The organism is Alteromonas sp. PRIM-21 (genome assembly GCF_027563165.1).
In the GTDB taxonomy this organism is placed as follows: domain Bacteria; phylum Pseudomonadota; class Gammaproteobacteria; order Enterobacterales; family Alteromonadaceae; genus Alteromonas; species Alteromonas macleodii_A.
Genome location: NZ_JADOEK010000001.1, coordinates 37,454 through 59,164, shown reverse-complemented (window position 1 = coordinate 59,164; position 21,711 = coordinate 37,454). Strand labels below are relative to the sequence as shown.

The following is a 21,711-nucleotide window of genomic DNA, read 5'->3' as shown; positions in this document are numbered from 1 at the left end:
ACCACACCACTATTGCGTTGAAGGAAGCTGGATGATAGCCGCCTCAATTCTACGATTACGGGCATTGGCCGCTTCTGACTCTTCATCGACAAGCGGACGAGTTTCCCCATAACCGACAGCGGTGATTCTTCTAGCCTCTATGTTTGCTTTAGTCATAAGCATTGATGCGACAGCTTTCGCTCTGCGTTCAGATAGACGCTGATTGTAGGCGGCGTCTCCATCTAAAGATGCGTGACCGTGAATGATCACCCCTAAACTAGCGTCACTATTAAGCGCATCGATAACCTCTTGAAGTGAGTTCTCATACTCAGGTAAAACCTCGGTAGAATTTGAGGCAAACTCAATGTTTACGTTAAACGACTCTATTATATTTGCGTTATCCAAGGTGAAGTCAGCAGCACTTGGCTCTGGCGCCAATTCAGGCTCTTTTGCTTCACAACCAAAGTCATCGACCATAGCGCCCGGCGTTGAATCTACACAGTCATCCCATAAATCAACAATACCGTCACCATCAGAATCGCGCTTTAGAATATTTAGCTCATCTTCAAAATTAGTGCGAACTACAGGGCATACGTAATTAGGGTCGTAGCTAATTTTTTCTTCTGCTTTACTTAACACATCAGGTACGCCTTCCTTCGTTATGCCTAACGTTTGCGCTAAGCTTCCCGATGCCGCAAGCAGCCTTACTCGTGCTTTTTCTAGCGTATACTGCGCTTCCAAGTAAGCACGACTCGATTCGTAGTACTCATTTTCTGAATCTAGCAAATCCAACAAAGAGCGTTCACCTATAGTGAATTGGTCCATATATGCAGATTTTACTCTGTCTGAAGATAGTCTATGTGCATTTAGCGCTGGAAGTTGCTCTGTAATATTGATGATGTCGTTGTAAGCAATCTGTACCGTTTGTCTCATATCGATACAGGCTTTATCTCTTAAGTCTTTTGCTAAGTCCACCTGCGATAGCGCCTGTCTTATAGCCGCGCTATCCGACCCACCGTTATACAAGTTATAAGAAAAATTAACGCCGACACTCGCCTCGGTAATGGTGTTATTTAATGCAGCTTGGTCTCGTGTTTGCGCGCCATAACTTGCGGTCAAATTAACCTGAGGATGGTAGAGACTCTTTGCACTATCTACCGCATAACGCTGCGCATCTATGTTGTAAATAGCAGCATTAAATTGTGGATTAGTGCCATACGCGCTAGTAAGTAAAGATTGTATATCTGTGACGTTTGCATCAACGAAAGCAGAGTTTATCGATACTGATTGGAGGTTTTGAGCAGGCTTTTCACCTACCAACCGCAAAAAGCGTGCGGTAACATCGTGTAAATTCGATAGCTCAGTAAGCACATTAGATTCGGCAAGTGATAGACGACCGCTGATTTGCTCCAAGTCAGCTCTACGACCTACCCCGGCTTCCACGCTTTCTTCAATTTGTTTGAATACATCAACGTGAGTGATCAGGTTTTCTTCGGCGAGCTTTAAAAGCTCTCGAAATAATTGAACATCCATATAAGCAAGGGCGGTATCTAACGACTTCTGCTCAATTTCGCCCATTAGTTCAAAAAACCTTACAACTTGCGCTTGTTTAAATCGCTTTACCTCACTGCTTGTTAAAAAACCGTCGTATAACATTTGGGTAAGGGTGATTTGAGCAGTATGGCCCATGTATTCGCGGTCCAAACCGTAATTTCTATCAGTGTATGCGCTCGACGCCAATACATCGACCTGTGGGCGAAAACCGCCTCTCGCGATGTCAACATCTGACATCGCCACTTGAAGTTGACGCCAGCTGGCTTGTACTTCCGGATTTTCGTTTACTACCTTGCGAACATAATCTTCTAAACTAACTGACGAGTTGTTTACACCATTACTTTGAGCAATAGCAGCATGAGCAAGCACAGCGCCAGTTGCTCCAATAACAACCTTGGAAAGCACTGAATTAATCAACTTCATATATGCGTCTCACTATATAAAAACTAGGTGACATTTGTGTCGTTTCTTACATTTAAAAAGTAGACGCTATAAGCATTTCTGCAAACCTAGATTTCGATTAATAGACTAAATATTAATAAATTAGGGGTAACTACCTAGTCCTTATACCAAAGAACAAAGGCTCTCCGTACCACGGTCCGGTAACCGATTTAAAAACCTCTGCTACGCTTTTTTGTATAGCGTGATATTTATTGATTGAGAGGGAAATATGGCTGAAGTAATCATTGCAGAAGTAAATGGTGAGGCTTCTATTGTTCGTGGTGACACAGGTGAACAAGTTACTGCTACTGTCGGAATGACTGTTTATGAGGGTGATGTATTGGATGTCTCACCTGATGGTTTCGTCACCGTTAGTGTTGATGGCGAACTTCGCACACTTCCAGCTGGGCAAAGTGTCACTTTCCCGCTCCAATTAGATTTTACAGAAAACAATTCTGACGATGAATTTGCTGTCTTTGATGAGAGTGTCGATGAGTTTGCCGCATTACTTGACGGCGTTGATGGCGCGGAGAGTATCGAAGGTGAGAACCAAGCAGGCGATGCTGATTTTCTTGACGCGCTTGCTGGTGACGGCGACATCTTAGAGTCATTGGAAGCTACCGCTGCCGGTCTTGATGGCGGTGCTGGAACAGGCGGAGGGAGTAATTTTGTTCGCGTTGACCGCATAAATGAAGATGTTGACCCAGCCGGATTCCAGTTCGATCAAAATGCAAACGATAATGACGATGTTGCGCCCGTTGAATTTTCTGAAACAGGTGAACAAGCGCAAGACATTTCTCTTACTCTTGACGCAATCGGTTTAACAAGCGACACCACGCCCACCTTATCCGGTATTACTTCAGCTATTCCGGGTAGTACAGTCACACTAACTGTTACCGACAGTGCTGGAAATATCCAAACTGTTACCGCTATCGTACAAGGCGATGGCACATTTAACGTAGACGTACCAAACGCATTGGCCGATGGTGAATTTACTGTAGACGCCACCGTGCTAGAACCTACCGGCAACACAGCTGATAGCTCTACCACCGGCGAAATTGATGCTACTGCCCCAACAATCACCATTAATGCGCCCGGCTCTGACAACGACACCACGCCTACCCTTTCAGGTACCACTGATGCTGCGCCTGGCAGCACGGTTACGTTAACCATTACCGACAGCGCAGGTAACACACAAACTGTAACCGCCATTGTGCAGGCTGACGGCACCTATAGTGCGGACGTACCGGCTGAATTAGCCGAAGGTGAATTTACGGTTAACGCGAGCGTTAGTGATGAAGCTGGCAATACGGCAACCGCGGATACCACAGGGGAAATTGATACCACAGCGCCATCAATTACTATTGACGCGATAGCTACTGACAACGACACCACGCCTACCCTTTCAGGTACCACTGATGCTGCGCCTGGCAGCACAGTTACGTTAACCATTACCGACAGCGCAGGTAACACGCAAACCGTGACTGCCATTGTACAGGCTGACGGCACCTATAGTGCGGACGTACCGGCTGAATTAGCCGAAGGCGAATTTACGGTTAACGCCAGCGTTAGTGATGAAGCAGGCAATACGGCAACCGCTGATACTACAGGTGAAATTGATACTACTGCTCCGTCAATTACTATTGATGCTATAGCTACTGATAACGACACCACGCCTACTCTTTCAGGTACCACGGATGCCGCGCCTGGCAGCACGGTTACGTTGACCATTACCGATAGCGCGGGCAACACACAAACTGTAACCGCCATTGTGCAAGCGGACGGCACCTATAGCGCAGATGTACCTGCCGAATTAGCCGAAGGCGAATTTACGGTTAACGCCAGCGTGACCGACGAGGCTGGCAATACGGCAAGTGCTGACACCACGGGCGTGATTGATACTACAGCACCGTCGATCACTATCGATACGATAGCGACAGGTAACGACACTACGCCGACCCTTTCAGGTACTACTGATGCTGCGCCTGGCAGCACAGTTACGTTAACCATTACCGACAGCGCGGGTAACACACAAACTGTAACCGCCATTGTGCAGGCTGACGGCACCTATAGTGCGGACGTACCAGCTGAATTAGCCGAAGGCGAATTTACGGTTAACGCAAGCGTTACCGATGAAGCAGGCAATACCGCAACCACAGACACTACCGGCGAAATTGATACCACAGCGCCGTCGATCACTATCGACACCATAGCTACTGACAACGACACCACGCCTACCCTTTCAGGTACCACTGATGCAGCCCCAGGCAGCACGGTTACGTTAACCATTACCGATAGCGCGGGCAACACACAAACTGTAACCGCCATTGTGCAGGCTGACGGCACCTATAGCGCAGATGTACCTGCCGAATTAGCCGAAGGTGAATTTACGATTAACGCAAGCGTTACCGATGAAGCGGGTAATACGGCAACCACAGACACTACCGGCGAAATTGATACCACAGCGCCATCAATTACTATTGACGCTATAGCTACAGGTAACGACACTACGCCTACCCTGTCAGGCACCACTGATGCCGCGCCTGGCAGCACAGTTACGTTGACCATTACCGATAGCGCGGGCAACACCCAAACTGTCACTGCCATTGTGGAGGCTGACGGCACGTATAGCGCAGATGTACCTGCCGAATTAGCCGAAGGCGAATTTACGGTTAACGCAAGCGTGACCGATGAAGCAGGCAATACGGCAACCGCTGATACTACCGGCGAAATTGATACCACTTCTCCGTCGATTACTATTGACGCTATAGCTACAGGTAACGACACTACGCCTACCCTTTCAGGTACCACTGATGCTGCGCCTGGCAGCACAGTTACGTTGACCATTACAGATAGCGCGGGCAACACCCAAACTGTCACTGCCATTGTGCAAGCGGACGGCACCTATAGTGCGGACGTACCTGCCGAATTAGCCGAAGGCGAATTTACCGTTAATGCCAGCGTTACCGATGGAGCGGGCAATACGGCCAATGCTGACGCTCAGGGTGCTATCGACGTGACGGCGCCTACCATCGCATTAAACGACCCTGGTATAAATGGTGATGCTACACCCACACTTTCTGGTTTAACGGATGCCGTGCCCGGAAGCACCATAACGCTTACGGTTACCGATAGTGCAGGCGTTACTCAAACCTTTACCACCACTGTACTTGCCGATGGTACCTTTACCGTTGAAGTCCCAAATGCTGTGGCAGAGGGCACGTACAACGTAACGGCAGAAGTGACTGATGGCGCTGGTAATACAACGCAAGCTACAGCAAGCGGCGATTACGATTCTACAAGTCCTTCGACGACGGTAAACCAACCTGCGCCAACGAACGATACTACGCCAAACGTTTCTGGTGAAACCGATGCCCCTCCTGGCAGTGAAGTCGTGATTGTTGTTACAGATAGCGAGGGTAACGAACAAACAATCGTCACTACAGTAGGCGGAGACGGCACGTTCAACGAAGATGTGCCAGCAGAGCTTAGCGAAGGTGAGTACACGGTAGATGTCACTGTTACAACACCAGCGGGCAACAGTTCTACCACCACAGTGACTGGCGAAATTGACACCACGGCGCCAATAATCAACCTTGATCCTATTGGCTCAACCAATGATGACACGCCGGTGATAAATGGCGACACCGACGCAGAACCAGGTGCGGTGGTAACGCTAGATATCGTACATACAGATGGCACTACGCAAACCATTACTGCGACAGTGCAAGAAGACGGTAGCTTCAGTGCTGAAGTGCCGCAAGCACTCGCAAACGGCGACTTCACGGTAACCGCTACTGTGTCTGATGTGGCGGGCAATACCGCTTCAACGTCTATCGATGCGGTTATTAATACCCAAGGCCCTAATGTTGTTATTGAAACCGGTTCGCCTACCAACGGTAGTGAAGGCATAGGGGGGTCGTCAGACGCCCCTAACTCAGAGGTTGTGGTTGTTATCACCGATAGCGACGGCAACAGCCAGACAATAACGGGGACAACCGATGAGAATGGTAACTTCAACGTATCATTCCCTCCTGGCTCTGAAGAGGGTGAATATGACATTGAAGTGACGGTGACAGACGAAAATGGCAATAGCTCTACCGCCACGGCCACTACCGTACTTGATACTACTCCGCCGGTTGTAAATATCGATCCACAAACGGATACTAACGACACAACACCTACCATTTCAGGTAATACGGATTTGCCCGCAGGCAGCGAGGTTGATATTACCGTCACCGATAGTCAGGGTAATACGCAGACTGTTACCGCCCTTGTAGATGAAAACGGAAATTTCAGCGCCGATGTGGGTGAAGCTCTGGCACAAGGAAGTTACGAAGTTTCTGTCGAAGCAACTGATGCAGCGGGTAATACAACTACCGCTGTCGACAACAGTGGCAACATAGACATTACCGCTCCAACGCTTTCTTTAGACCCGCAAACTGACGGTAGCGACACCACGCCAACGATTTCAGGCTCTACCGATTTACCACCTGGTTCAACAGTAACCATTGCGGTGACCGACAGCGCGGGCAACACACAAACTATCGATGCCATCGTTGATGAGAACGGTGATTTTAGCGTCGACGCGCAAACGCCGCTTACTGAGGGAGAATATACCGTAGAGGCCAGTGCTACAGACGATGCAGGCAATACAACGACTGTCACCGAAAATGGCGGCAACATTGATACGCAAGCTCCCACCATTTCACTAGAGCCACTTGGTACAGGGAATGACACGACACCTTCAATTAGCGGCTCTACAAACTTGGAAGCGGGCAGCACGGTTACACTTACCGTTACCGATAGTGCTGGAAACAGCCAAACCTTTACTGCCACAGTAGACGCGAACGGCGAATTTAGCGCAGACGTGCCTGCTGAACTCGCTGATGGTGATTACACTGTTGAAGCAACAGCCACCGATGCTGCGGGAAATAGTGCTTCAACGTCACAAACTGGAACAGTGGACAGCAATGCGCCAAGCTTAACCCTTGACCCACTGGGTGACGATAACGACACCACGCCTACTATCTCAGGCACTACCGATTTACCCGCTGGCAGCACTGTTACACTGTCTGTTACCGATGCGCTTGGCAATACGCAAACATTTACGGCAACGGTAAATGGTTCAGGTAATTTCAGTGTCGATGTGCCCAATCCTTTAGCAGAAGGTGAATATAGCGTAACGGCTACAGCGACCGATGCGAACGGCAATACTGCAACAGCAACGGAAACTGGCGGTAATATCGATATTACATCGCCGCTGGTTAACTTGGATGCTCAAGGCAGTACTAATGATACTACGCCAACCATCTCAGGTAACACAGACCAGGCACCGGGTAGCAGTGTCGCAATCACAGTTACTGACAGTGCAGGCAATACACAAACCTTTGACGCTCTTGTCCAAAATGACGGTACTTTCTCTGTTGACGTGCCGGCAGAGCTTGCCGACGGTGACTTTACCGTTACCGCCACAGTCACTGACGATGCGGGTAACCAGGATTCTGCATCAACACAGGGCAATATTGATACCGCAGCACCAACGCTATCGCTTGACCCACAAGACATTGGCAACGACACCACACCACTTATTAGTGGCACGACAGATTTGCCACAAGGAAGCACGGTAACACTGGTCGTCACCGATAGCTTAGGTAATCAGCAAACTATTGAAGCCGTTGTTGGTGAAAACGGAAACTTTAGCGCTGAAGTACCTAGCGCATTAGCAGAAGGTAACTACTCCGTTACAGCAACCGCCGTCGATGAGAATGGAAATTCTGCAAGTGTAACTGAAAATGGTGGCAGCATTGATACGACGGCGCCATCGCTTTCCCTTGACGCCGCGGGTTCTGGCAACGATACCACACCAACTTTATCGGGCAGTACAGACCTGCCTGAAGGAAGTGTTGTCTCGCTAACAGTCGTTGATAGCGCTGGTAACACCCAAACTATCAATACCCTAGTTGATGCTAACGGCAACTTCTCTGTCGACGTACCGCAAGAACTTGCTGATGGAAACTTTACAGCTACTGCCACGGCAGAAGACGCTGCAGGCAATGAAGCGACTGACAGCACAACAGGTAACATCAATACGAATGCACCAACGTTAGTGCTAGATGGACAAAACGAAACTAACGACAACACGCCAACAATCTCGGGTTCAACTAGTTTACCTCAAGGCAGTGAAGTAACGTTAACCGTAACGGATAGCGCAGGTAACACCCAAACTATTACTGCGACAGTAGGAGCAGACGGAAGCTTCACTACAGATGTTGCGTCACCATTACCTGATGGTCCTTACACAGTAACCGCCAATGCGACCGACGGTGATGGCAATACGACAACGGTAACCGATAATGGCGGCACTATTGACACTACCGCGCCATCGCTAACCCTTGAAAACCCTGGCAGCACCGGTGATACCACACCCACCCTTTCAGGTACTACTGACCTTCCTGAAGGAAGCACGGTTACGCTTGTCGTAACAGATAGCGCTGGAAACACGCAAACTATCAATGCGTTAGTCGATGTAAATGGTAGCTTCAGTGTAGATGTGCCAAACGCACTAGTTGACGGCGACTTTACTGTTACTGCCACTGCAACCGACAGTGCAGGCAATACCGCGAATGCCAATACAACAGGTAATGTAGATAGCGAAGCGCCGCTGTTAACCCTTGATACACAAGGCGCTACCAGCGATGTTACCCCAACTATCACAGGTACTTCCGACGTGGCACCTGGCACACTGGTTACCATTACTGTGGTAGATGCCAATGGTAACTCGCAAAGTTTCCAAGCAGCCGTGCAAGCAGACGGCACATTCAGCGCCGATGTGCCTAACGCAATGGCCGAGGGCGACTTCACCGTTACGGCAACAGTAAGCGACGCACAAGGCAACACCGCGACGGCAAACGAAGCAAATGGAAGTATTGATACACAAGCACCTATTGTTACCGTTAACCCGTTAGATTCAGGTAATGACACTACGCCGGTTATTTCAGGTAATACAGATTTACCAGAGGGCGCTGTTGTTGCGATCACCGTGACTGACAGCAATGGCGACACGCAAACCATTAACGCATTGGTTGATGCTGACGGCAACTTTGCCACAGAGGTATTGTCTCCACTGCCTGAAGGCGACTACAGCGTCGAAGTTACAGCAACAGATGATGCAGGTAATTCAACAACCGCAACTGAGGACGGTGGCAATATTGACACTACCGCACCTGTTCTTACCCTGAATCCGCAAGGTACTGGTAACGATGAAACGCCAAACATATCGGGCAGCACTGATTTAGCACCGGGAAGCACGGTAACGTTAACCGTCACAGATAGCGCAGGCAATACACAAACCTTTGATGCTACAGTGAATGCAAACGGTGACTTCAGCGCGGATGTTCCAAACGCTATACCAGACGGCAGCTACACGGTAACAGCAAGTGCCTCAGACGATGCAGGTAATACAACTACCACCTCTGATACCGGTACGCTAGATACCAGCGCCCCTGCGTTGACACTAGATGCGCAAGTTACGGTTAGCGATACTACACCAAACATTTCGGGTACGACTGACCTACCTGCGGGTTCAACCGTGACGCTTTTTGTCACTGACAGTGCAGGCAACACACAAACCTTTACTGCACTTGTTGATGCAAGCGGTAACTTTAGTGCTGATGTCCCCGCACCTCTTGCCGAAGGTGATTACTCAGTAACCGCTACCGCTACAGACAGCAACGGAAATAGCGCCTCTGTCACCGACAATAACGGTATCGTCGATACTGTCGCCCCCGTTATTTCACTAGATGCGCTGGGTTCAAATAACGATACTACGCCGACCATGTCAGGCACTACGGACTTAGCAGCAGGTGAGAGCGTAACGCTGTCGATCACCGACAACGCTGGCAATAACCAAACTGTCACCGCAACGGTTGATGCAAACGGCAACTTTACTGTTGATGTACCAGCTGCGCTGGCCGAAGGTGACTATACGGTTACCGCTACGGCCACCGACGATGCTGGCAACAGTGCGTCAGCCAATGCAACAGGCACCATAGATACCACAGCGCCTACCCTAACCTTAGAGCCTCAAGGATTAGGCAATGATACAACGCCAACCATTTCAGGAAGTACAGATCTAGCCGAAGGTAGCGTGGTCTCCTTGGTTATCACAGATAGTGCTGGCAACATTCAAACAGTTACAGCCGCGGTCGATGCTGCCGGCAACTTTACGGTTGATGTGCTCGCGGCCCTTGCTGAAGGCTCTTACAGTGTTGAAGCTACTGCCACTGATGAAGCAGGCAACAGCACGTCGGTTCTCGATAATTCAGGCGTTATCGATATCACGCCACCTGAGCTAAATCTTGAAGAATTAGCGCCAGAGAATAACCTAACGCCAACCATTTCAGGCACCACAAACCTTCCTGCGGGCGCTATTGTTACATTAACGGTTGTCGACAGTGCGGGTAACACGCAAACCTTTGCCGCAACGGTACAAACCGACGGCAGTTTTGCCGCCAACGTACCTTCACCGCTAGCTGAAGGTGACTATACGGTTACCGCAACCGCTCAAGACGCGGCAGGTAACCAAGGCTCTGACTCTGAAACGGGTGGTAGCGTTGATACTACCGCGCCAGTGATTACCTTAGATCCATTTGGTACAGGAAACGATAACACACCAACTATTAGCGGTAGCACAGATTTGGATGCAGGCAGCACGGTGACTATTACAGTGACTGATAGCGCTGGCACTGAGCAGACGTTTACTGCAACTGTTGATACTAATGGCGACTTTAGTGCGGATGTGCCTAATCCTATGGCTGACGGAAACTTCGACGTTACTGCAACGGCCACTGATGCTGCAGGCAATACTGCTACAGATACAGTGAGCGGCGACATAAACTCTGCCGCGCCTACCCTATCCCTTGATCCTCTTGGTTCGGGCAACGACACCACGCCGACCATTTCAGGTGATACCGACTTAGCGCCAGGTAGCACTGTAACGCTAACTGTGACTGACAGTGCTGGAAACACGCAAACATTCAGCGCTATAGTGCAAGGTGACGGAAGCTTTACAGCTGATGTTCCTGTAAGCCTACCTGAAGGTGACTATTCTGTTACGGCAACCGCCACAGACGGCGCTGGCAACAGTGCATCAGTCACCGAAAATGGAGGTAACATCGATACCATAGCCCCATCGATAACCATCGATACACAAGAGCTTGGTAATGATGCAACGCCGTCTATCTCTGGCACTACCGACCTCAATGCTGGCGACACAGTTAGCATAAGCGTGACAGACAACGCTGGAAATACCCAAACGTTCACTGCAATCGTTCAAAACGATGGCACTTACAGTGCTGATGTTCCTGCCGATTTAGCTGAAGGCAGTTTCAGCGTGACCGTCACTGCGACTGACGAGGCGGGTAATTCAGCAACGGCAATAGATAATAACGGCATCATAGATACAGCAGCCCCCACCGTAACGTTAGACGCACAAAGCCTAACTAACGACGCTACACCGACTATATCGGGAACCACCGACTTGGCTGCGGGCAATACAGTAAGCATTAGCGTGACTGACAGCCAGGGTAATACGCAAACTTTCACTGCCACCGTTCAAGCGAACGGTAGCTTTAGCGCTGATGTGCCCTTTGACCTTGCAGAAGGCGATTACACAGTAGAAGTGACGGCGACTGATGATGCAGGTAATCAAAACACAGCGGTTGATAACAACGGCACAGTTGACACCACTCCACCTGTTATCAACTTAGATCCAGTGGCCAGCGGCAATGACGCAACGCCAGTATTAAGCGGTACCACCGACTTACCAGAGGGAGCAACCATTACACTGGTCGTCACCGATGCAGGCGGTAACGTACAAAATCTTACCGCTACGGTAAATGCGGATGGCACTTTCTCAGTTGAAGTACCCAGCACGCTTGTTGATGGCGATTACGATGTAACAGCCAGTGCGAGCGATGCTGCGGGGAATAGCACGACAGTGTCAGATAGCGGCAATATTAACACGAGCGCCCCGGACATTACGCTAGATGCCCTCGGCCAGACAAACGACACTACGCCTCTTATTTCTGGCACTACTAACGCGCCAGTTGGTGCCACTGTCACTTTAACAGTGACAGATAGTGCTGGAGCAGTTCAAACCTTCACTACAACTGTACAAGGGGATGGCACCTTCAGCGCTAGCGTACCGTCAAACTTGGCCGAAGGTAGCTACACAGTTGTCGCAGAGGTAACTGACGGCGCCGGTAATTCGGGCTCTGACTCTGAAACTGGCGGCGTGGTAGATACCACATCACCGGCTATTGATGTGGCAGAACCGGGTGTTGGCAATGATGCAACACCAACCATTAGCGGAACGACAGACCAGCCAGCGGGTAGCACGGTTTCCATTACCGTCACCGATAACGCTGGCAATATACAAAACTTATCAGCAACCGTGCAGAACGACGGCTCCTTTAGTGTAGAGATACCTGCCACTTTGGCTGAGGGTAACTACACGGTTGAGGCTACGGTTGTAGACGAAGCTGGCAATACAGCATCAGACGCTGAAAGCGGCGTCATTGACACAATTTCACCTGTTATTACGCTGGACGACCCAGGCACAATTAGCGACTCGACACCAACCATTAGCGGCACTGTAGATTTACCACAAGGTTCTACAGTGCAGATAACCGTTGTTGATAGTGCGGGTAATACCCAGGTGTTCTCTGCGTTGGTTGCCGCGGGCGGCGTATTCTCTGCTGACGTACCAGCAGCGATGGCTGAAGGAAGCTTCACCGTATCTGCAACCGCCACTGATACAGCAGGTAACAGTACAACCGATAACGAGGCAGGCGTAGTTGATACTCTAGTGCCTACACTTACTATAGATGTTGCCGATACCACTAACGACGCGACGCCACTCATTACCGGTACAACCGATGAACCTGCAGGCTCTGTGGTCACTATTTTGGTAACGGATAGCGCTGGTGCAACCCAGACATTAAGTGCAGTAGTACAGGGAGATGGGACTTTCTCTATATCCCCGGGTACCGATTTAGCTGAAGGCGACTTCACGATAAGTGCTAACATCAGTGATGAAGCAGGTAACACTGCAACAGCAGGTGATACAGGAAACGTAGATACTACAGCGCCATCTCTAACCTTAACACCACTTGAGGAAGGCAATGACACAACCCCTACTCTGTCTGGTGGCACTAATCTAGAGCAAGGCAGTGAAGTTACTCTTGTGGTAACTGACAGCGCAGGAAATGTTCAAACCATCACAGCTACAGTTGATGTAAATGGAAACTTTACAGTGGATGTGCCTGCGCCTTTAGCGGAAGGTGTATACAGTGTTGAAGCCACGGCGAGTGATGAAGCGGGTAATAGCACTACCGTCGTAGACAATACAGGCGTTATTGATACGACAGCCCCTACCCTATCGTTAGATACACTAGCCCCAGACAGTGACACAACGCCTACAATATCAGGGAATACTGACCTGCCTGCAGGCGCGACAGTAACGATTACGGTTACGGATAACGCAGGTGTAAGCCAAACCTTCGATGCAACCGTTCAGGGAGACGGCAGTTTCTCGGCCGATGTGCCTAACCCAATGGCTGAAGGTGGCTATACCGTCACAGCAGTTGCCCAAGACCCAGCAGGCAATGAGACTACCGCCACTGAAACAAACGGTAGCGTAGACACTACCGCGCCGACTATCAACTTAGATGCACAAGGCACAGGTAACGATACCACGCCAACAATTACTGGCAGCACCGACTTAAGCCCAGGTAGTTCAGTGACCATAACCGTCACCGACAGCGCGGGAGCAGAACAGACATTTACGGCTATTGTCGATAGTAACGGTGATTTCAGCGCCGACGTGCCCAATGCAATGGCAGACGGAAACTTCGATGTTACTGCTACCGCTACTGATGCTGCTGGAAACTCGGCCTCTGATACTACCAGCGGAAATATCAATACAGCCGTGCCAACCCTAACCTTGGACTCGCTTGGTACAGGAAACGACACAACACCGACCATTTCCGGTACTACAGATATTGCGCCAGGCAGCATTGTATCCATCAGCGTTACTGATAATGCTGGTGTTACACAAACCTTTGACGCCATTGTTCAAGCTAATGGCACCTTCTCTGTAGATGTGCCAGCGGCCTTATCTGAAGGTAATTATTCTGTCACTGCAACTGCCACTGATGCCTCGGGCAATACGGCAACCGCAAACGAAAATGGCGGTGTTATTGATACTACTGCGCCAGCTGCACCTACTGTTGATGCAGGCAACGGTACCGAAATTACCGGCACAGCCGAAGCAGGCGCTGTCGTAAACGTAGACGTTGACGGAGACGGCACTCCTGATTTCACCGTCACAGCAGATGGCGACGGCAATTGGACAGTCACGCCAGATACACCGCTAGCTGATGGCGTTGTGGTAACAGCAACAGCTACCGATGAAGCTGGCAATACGAGTAGCCCAGCGTCAGATACAGTAGACGCTGTAGCACCAATTGTTGACTTTAACGATCTAACGACTAACGACACCACGCCTGCACTTACCGGTTCGGTGGACGACCCAACCGCCATCGTGGTCGTTACCATTAACGGTACAGACTATACCGCTACAAACAATGGTGATGGCAGCTGGACACTGGCTGATGATATCGTTGCCGCGCTGGCTGAAGGTAGCTATACCGCTACGGTTACTGCTACTGATGCCGATGGTAACACCGGAACTAACTCTGGCACTGTGGTGATTGATATCACTGCACCAGCAGCGCCTACCGTCGATGCAGGTAACGGCAGTGAAATTACAGGTACTGCGGAAGCAGGGGCAACCGTAAATGTGGACGTGGATGGCGACGGCACGCCTGATTTCACCGTCATCGCTGATGGCGACGGTAATTGGTCAGTAACACCCACTACACCGCTGGCCGATGGCGTGGTTGTTACGGCAACAGCGGTTGATGAAGCTGGCAATGTCAGTGCACCAGCGTCAGATACAGTAGACGCGGTTGCACCAGTCGTTACGATCAACGACTTAACCACTAATGACGCTACACCAGAGCTAACCGGTACAGTTGACGATTCAAACGCTATCGTAGTAGTGACCATTGATGGTGTGGACTACACCGCAACCAACAATGGTGATGGAAGCTGGACGCTGGCTGACGATGCAGTGGCTTCACTTGCAGATGGTAGCTATGCCGCTACCGTTACTGCCACGGATGCCGATGGCAATGTGGGTTCAAATTCAGGAACGGTAGTGATTGATACTACACCACCTGCCATACCTACTGTGGATGCAGGCAACGGCACCGAAATTACCGGTACCGCTGAAGCAGGCGCAACCGTAAATGTGGACGTGGATGGCGACGGCACGCCTGATTTCACCGTCATCGCTGATGGCGACGGTAATTGGAGCATTACGCCTGATACACCGCTTGCCGATGGCGTAATTGTGACCGTAACGGCAACTGACGCAGCGGGTAACATTAGCAACCCAGCCTCAGACACGGTTGACGCGGCTGCACCAATTGTTGACTTCAACGACTTAACAACTAACGACACAACCCCTGAACTTAGTGGTTCGATTGACGACCCAACAGCCACGGTGGTTGTTACCATCAATGGAGCCGACTATACCGCCACCAATAACGGTGATGGCACGTGGACATTGGCTGACGATGCGGTGGCGGCACTTGCTGAAGGTAGCTATACCGCAACGGTTACTGCAACCGACCCAGAAGGTAATGTGGGTACGAATACTGGTACAGTGGTTATCGATACCACAGCACCAGCAGCGCCTACCGTTGAAGCGGGCAACGGCACTGAAATTACCGGCACAGCTGAAGCGGGCGCAACGGTAAATGTGGATGTAAACGGAGACGGCACGCCAGATTTCACCGTCATCGCTGATGGCGACGGCAATTGGAGCGTAACGCCAGATACACCATTAGCAGATGGAGTTGTAGTAACGGCAACGGCTACTGATGAAGCGGGCAACACAAGTGGGCCTGCATCTGACACGGTAGACGCCGTGGCACCTATTGTAACCATCAATGATGTAACGACCAACGACACTACGCCTGCACTAACGGGTACGGTTGATGACCCAACGGCTACTGTAGTAGTTACCATTGACGGCGTTGACTATACCGCTACCAATAACGGTGACGGTACGTGGACGCTGGCCGATGACGTAGTCGCTACACTCGCTGAAGGTAGTTACCCAACATCTGTTACTGCAACTGACGATGCGGGTAATACCGATACCGACACAGGTACTGTAGTAATTGATACCACCGCGCCTACGGTTGCAATAAACGATCTTACTACCAATGACACAACGCCTGAGCTTACCGGTACGGTGAACGACACCAACGCGGTTGTGGTGGTGACCATTGATGGCAGCGACTATACCGCCACCAATAACGGAGACGGCACATGGACACTGACTGATGACGTAGTCGCTACACTCGCTGAAGGCAGTTACCCAACATCTGTTACTGCAACAGACGCCGCGGGCAACACGGTAACCAACACTGGTACTGTGGTAATTGATACTACCGCACCTACCGTTGCGATTAACGATCTAACCACCAACGACAGCACGCCAGAACTTAACGGTGCGGTGAACGACCCGAATGCGGTTGTGGTGGTGACCATTGACGGCAACGATTACACCGCTACCAACAATGGTGATGGCACCTGGACGTTAGCTGATAACGTAGTCGCCACACTCGCTGAAGGTAGCTACCCGACTTCGGTAAGTGCAACAGACGCCGCGGGCAACACGGTAACCAATACCGGCACGGTAATAATTGATACCACCGCGCCTACCGTTGCGATTAACGATCTCACCACCAACGACACCACGCCTGAGCTAACTGGTACGGTGAACGACCCCAATGCGGTTGTGGTGGTGACCATTGACGGCAACGATTATACCGCTACCAACAATGGTGACGGCACGTGGACATTGGCTGATAACGTAGTCGCCACACTCGCTGAAGGCAGCTACCCAACTTCGGTAAGCGCGACAGACGCCGCGGGCAATACTGTCACCAACACAGGTACGGTAACAATTGATGTCACCGCGCCTACCGTTGCGATTAACGATCTAACCACCAACGACACCACGCCTGAGCTAACTGGTGCGGTGAACGACCCCAATGCGGTTGTGGTGGTAACGATTGACGGTAATGATTATACCGCTACCAACAACGGCAACGGCACGTGGACACTAGCCGATGACGTAGTCGCCACACTCGCTGAAGGCAGCTACCCAACATCTGTTACTGCAACTGACGCCGCGGGCAATACGGTGACCAATACAGGTACTGTGGTAATTGATACCACCGCGCCTACCGTTGCGATTAACGATCTCACCACCAACGACACCACGCCTGAGCTAACTGGTACGGTGAACGACCCCAATGCGGTTGTGGTGGTGACCATTGACGGCGTTGACTATACCGCTACCAATAACGGTGACGGTACATGGACACTGGCTGATAATATCGTCGCCCTGCTTGCTGAAGGCAATTACACGGCTGTGGTTACCGCCACAGATGCTGTAGGCAATGTTGCAACTGACACAAGTGCAGTTGTTATCGATACCACTATTGACGGAAACAATAACGGGCAGACGGTAACGTTCGACAGTATCTCAAACGACTCTGGGGTGGCTGGAGACTTTATTACTAGCGATAGCACGCTTATTTTCAATGGAACGGTTGACCTTGGTGACAATACTACCCTAACCGTTACCGTTGATGGCACGTCCTATACCTTTGGCACTGACCCTGAACTTACCATTGATGGCAGCGGTAATTGGAGCCTTGATTTAACAGGCACAACGCTACCAGCAGGTACCTACGCGGTGGTGGCAACAGTTACAGACGAAGCAGGTAACTCGGCGAGCACAGCAAGCCAAAATGTTGTTGTACAGGCTCTTGATGCTATAAACGACGGCAACACCGTCGATATGGGCGAACCTGTGGTCACGGTCAACCCACCAGAAACTACTAGCAACGTAGATGTTATCGGCTTAACCGAGGCTACAGGCGGTGTTGATGCGAGTGCATCCTTTACCGTTTCTCCTAACCATGTAGGTGAAGTGTTAGTAGAGGTTGACCAAATAGCACTGGTGGCTGTTGCGGATGCCTACATTGTTGAAGTGTATGACCAGAGCGGTCAACTTGTTTACAAAGGAGTAAGCGCAAACTCACAACTGGCCGATGTCGGTGGCCTAGACATTTTTGATGTTACCGGCGACGAGACCATTTCGTTCACGTTGGCAGGCCTTGATGCTGGCAACTATAGTGTGGTGGTCCGCAATGATGAGAACTTACTTGAAGACTTGTTAGACAACGACAATAGTAACGATGTTAACCTTCAAGAACTTGGTTCAGCTGGCGTTGTACTTGGGCCAGATAATCAAGCTGTCGTTCTTGATACTATTGAAACAACGTTAAATACCGGCGTTTTAGGTATTCCAATTGGTACGGTTGGCACTCAAGTAAGGGGCGTATTAGAAGTACTTCTAGATACGACCACAGTAATTGGCGCTGGACAGCTTGTTAATTTACTTACCGCGCCTCTTGATGCAATTGGTTTAACTGGCTTCCTTGATGACATTCTAAGTGTCATTGCCGATGCATTGCTCAGCAATACATTAACCCTATTGCAAGACACTGATATCACCACCACATTAACCGAATACACTTATACGGGTGATTTAGTAGCTCAAGGCAACCTAATCGACGGTGATATTATTGGCGTAGGCGCCGACACTATCTTAAACGGTGCCCAAGTAACGCTTGTTACCAACGCCTCTGGTGATAGTGTGGCGGTTCCTGCTACCGGCACCGTTACTATTCAAGGTAACTATGGCGTACTGGAAATTGCTGCAGACGGCACTTACACCTATACCGCCGATGGCGATCGTAGTGCAATTGGCCAGGACGAAGTGTTTAACTACACCCTATCAGATGGTGAAACTTCTGATATTGCGGCGCTTACCATCAACATATCTGGCAGCGACTTCCCGCCAGTAGTAGCTCAAACCGATAACAATGACATGGAGTTGGGCGCACAAACGGCCATTGTGAATGCACCCGTTAGCGACAGTGACTTCCAAGTGCTTGGCTTAACCGAAGGCTCACCAGCAGCGGGCTCGCCGGAGGCTAGCACAACGCTTACCGTTGATGCTGGTTTCTTTGGCGAAGTGGTTGTAGAAGTTAGCCAAACAGCGTTAGTCGCCGTCGCTGATGCGTATCGTGTTGATATCATAGATGCCGATGGCAACGTGGTCGCCTCAGCTATGACGCCGGACAATCCGTTAATAGGTGATGTAGCTGGCGTAAACCTAATCGGAGTAACCGGTGACGATACGCTGGTTGCAAAATTCTCTGGGCTACCTGCCGGAGATTACACCGTGGTTGTGCGCAATGATGAAAGTGCCCTTGAGACACTATTCGATCAAAATAGCGACGGCTCGATTACGCTGACAGAATTAGGTGATGGCGGCGTAGTGCTTGGTGAAGAAAATCAAGAAGTAGTGCTAACTGCTGTTGAGGCCGCCCTAAACGGCACTAACGCCAGCGTATTTAATGGGCTTGGTTTAGGTACAGTTGTACGCAACTTCATTTTGGAACCAGCTTTAGGTACAGCAGATAGCATAGGCGCTGGCGACTTAGTCAGCACTATAACTAATGGTCTTAACGCTCTTGGATTGGGCCTTTTAGCAGATAGTGTATTGGATGCGGTTGCAGCAGCATTGCTAAGTAATACACTTACCTTGCTTCAGTCTACCGATATTACTTCAACGCTAACGGAATATCAGTTTGAAGGTAGCACGACTACTTCTGGGAATGTTATCGATGCCGCTAACACAGGCGATGTTGCTGATAGTATTGCTGAGGGTGGCGTGGTAACGCAAGTTACCCATACCAATGGTGAGTCGGTGACGGTATTGGGCACTGGGCTATCGGGCATTACTATTGAAGGAGATTATGGCGACCTCACCATATTTGAAGACGGCAGCTACACCTACGTAGCTAACGGTGTGCGCGACGGCTTGGGTAGTACAGATAGCTTTAGCTACACCATTTCAGATGGCACGAATACCTCTACCGCAAACTTAAACTTTAATCTATCAGGACAAGGGGTGTCTGCGGACTCAGCACGGGCAGAGCTAATTTATGATTTTGCCACTGCGGCTGGAGTGTCTGAGCCAGATGCTCTTACCTATGAATGGACTCTAGGGGTTGATCTCTTGGGTCTGACTATTGTTATACCTTCTAATGTAGATACTGTAAGTAATAGCATTATCGTTGCCGAAAATACTATCCAAGATATCACGCTCACAGTAGATGGCGGTGATCTTCTCTCGCTGGGCTCAGGTCTCGATCTATTCATTGAACGAAATAACAACGGCACGTGGGAAGTTGTAGAGACATTTTCCAGCGATCAGTTAATAGGCCTATTAGGCCTCGACGGTAATGGTGTATTTACTTCTTATGGCCTATCGGAAGGTGAGTACCGAGTGACAATGGACGTAGACACAGGAGCAGTCAGTGCTCTAGGTGGCGTTAGTGTCGATTTAAGCTCAACAGTACACTTTTTAGATCAATTTGTTGTTGAAGAAATACAAACCGCCACGGGCAACCTGTTCGAAAACGATGTACTGTTTGGCCCAACATACGACGTGACGGTATCTACCGATGGAACTAACTTCCAGGATGCCACTGGTGGCATTACGTTAGTGGGAGATTACGGTACGCTGCAGATTGATGAAACTGGCGCGTACACTTATACCCCGGACAACACTCAAGCGGTGTTTGGTGGCACCTTAACGGATACCTTTACTTACCGTATCGAATATCCAGACGGTACTGTAGAACAGGCAGAGTTTAATGTGTTTGTGACGGCATCGGGTGAAGGTGTACCCGAAGTAGTGACGACCACTTCATCTGAGTCTGTAAGTGCGTCAGATAGCAGCGGCACCGTTGTTACTGACGAGCCTACAGCACCTGACGTGATTGACCTAACAGGGCAAACGCTTCAAACAGTAGACCTGAATGCTGAAACTCGATTGGTAACGCCAGAAAACGAGGCTACTGCGCCGCTATTGAGCACGGAGCCAGTAGAAAGCATTGCACCTGTAGAGAGTACACCTGAAATCATTACGCTACCTGAAGAGGAAGTGAGCACGCTTGGTACTAATGTGGGCGAGGGTTTTGGCGGTGGCGACACTATCGACTTGTCTGGCACTAAGCTTGATACGGTTGATATTGGCGGCCCTATACCCACCGCGCCGGACGAGGGTACAAGCCCGCTTTCGCCTGAAGCTTCAACGCCTGAAAGCACAGCGCCAGAACCTATCACCTCTGGAACATTACCAGAAGACACAATTACCCTTCCAGAAGAAGGCGATATTGTAACCGCTGGCCCAGTGACAGAGGTAACAGTTGATGTGGTAGATATAGATCTTCCACCAGAAGATTTAATTCTGCCTTCAACTGAGCCTACATCCACTGATTCGGGCAGCGAAAATACGTTGTCTGATACTGGTAGTGACTTAGTGGGCGATACGTCTAAAGAAGGTAGCGCTGATGTGACAACAGCTTCTCCGACAGAGTCTGAAGTGCTGAAGACAGCGATAGATAAACTTCCACCAACGGATATCTAGTCTGGTCACGAAGTCAGTCT

General features: G+C 50.1%; 2 protein-coding genes. One reads left to right on the top strand and one right to left on the bottom strand.

The features are described from left to right. Window positions 1-9 precede the first annotated feature (9 nt). Window positions 10-1,956, bottom strand: a complete 1,947-nt coding sequence (locus IW644_RS00160; RefSeq protein WP_269915927.1) for a TolC family outer membrane protein — start codon at window positions 1,954-1,956, stop codon at window positions 10-12. A 247-nt stretch (window positions 1,957-2,203) separates the two neighbouring features. On the opposite strand from IW644_RS00160, the gene IW644_RS00155 reads away from it, so the two are divergent. After that, entirely contained in the window at window positions 2,204-21,691 is a 19,488-nt protein-coding gene (locus tag IW644_RS00155) for a beta strand repeat-containing protein (RefSeq protein WP_269915926.1), read from the top strand. Window positions 21,692-21,711 lie beyond the last annotated feature (20 nt).

Coding starts and splice junctions, on each gene's coding strand:
- IW644_RS00160 (WP_269915927.1), bottom strand. CDS start 1,956: ATGAAGTTGATTAATTCAGTGCTTTCCAAGGTTGTTATTGGAGCAACT.
- IW644_RS00155 (WP_269915926.1), top strand. CDS start 2,204: ATGGCTGAAGTAATCATTGCAGAAGTAAATGGTGAGGCTTCTATTGTT.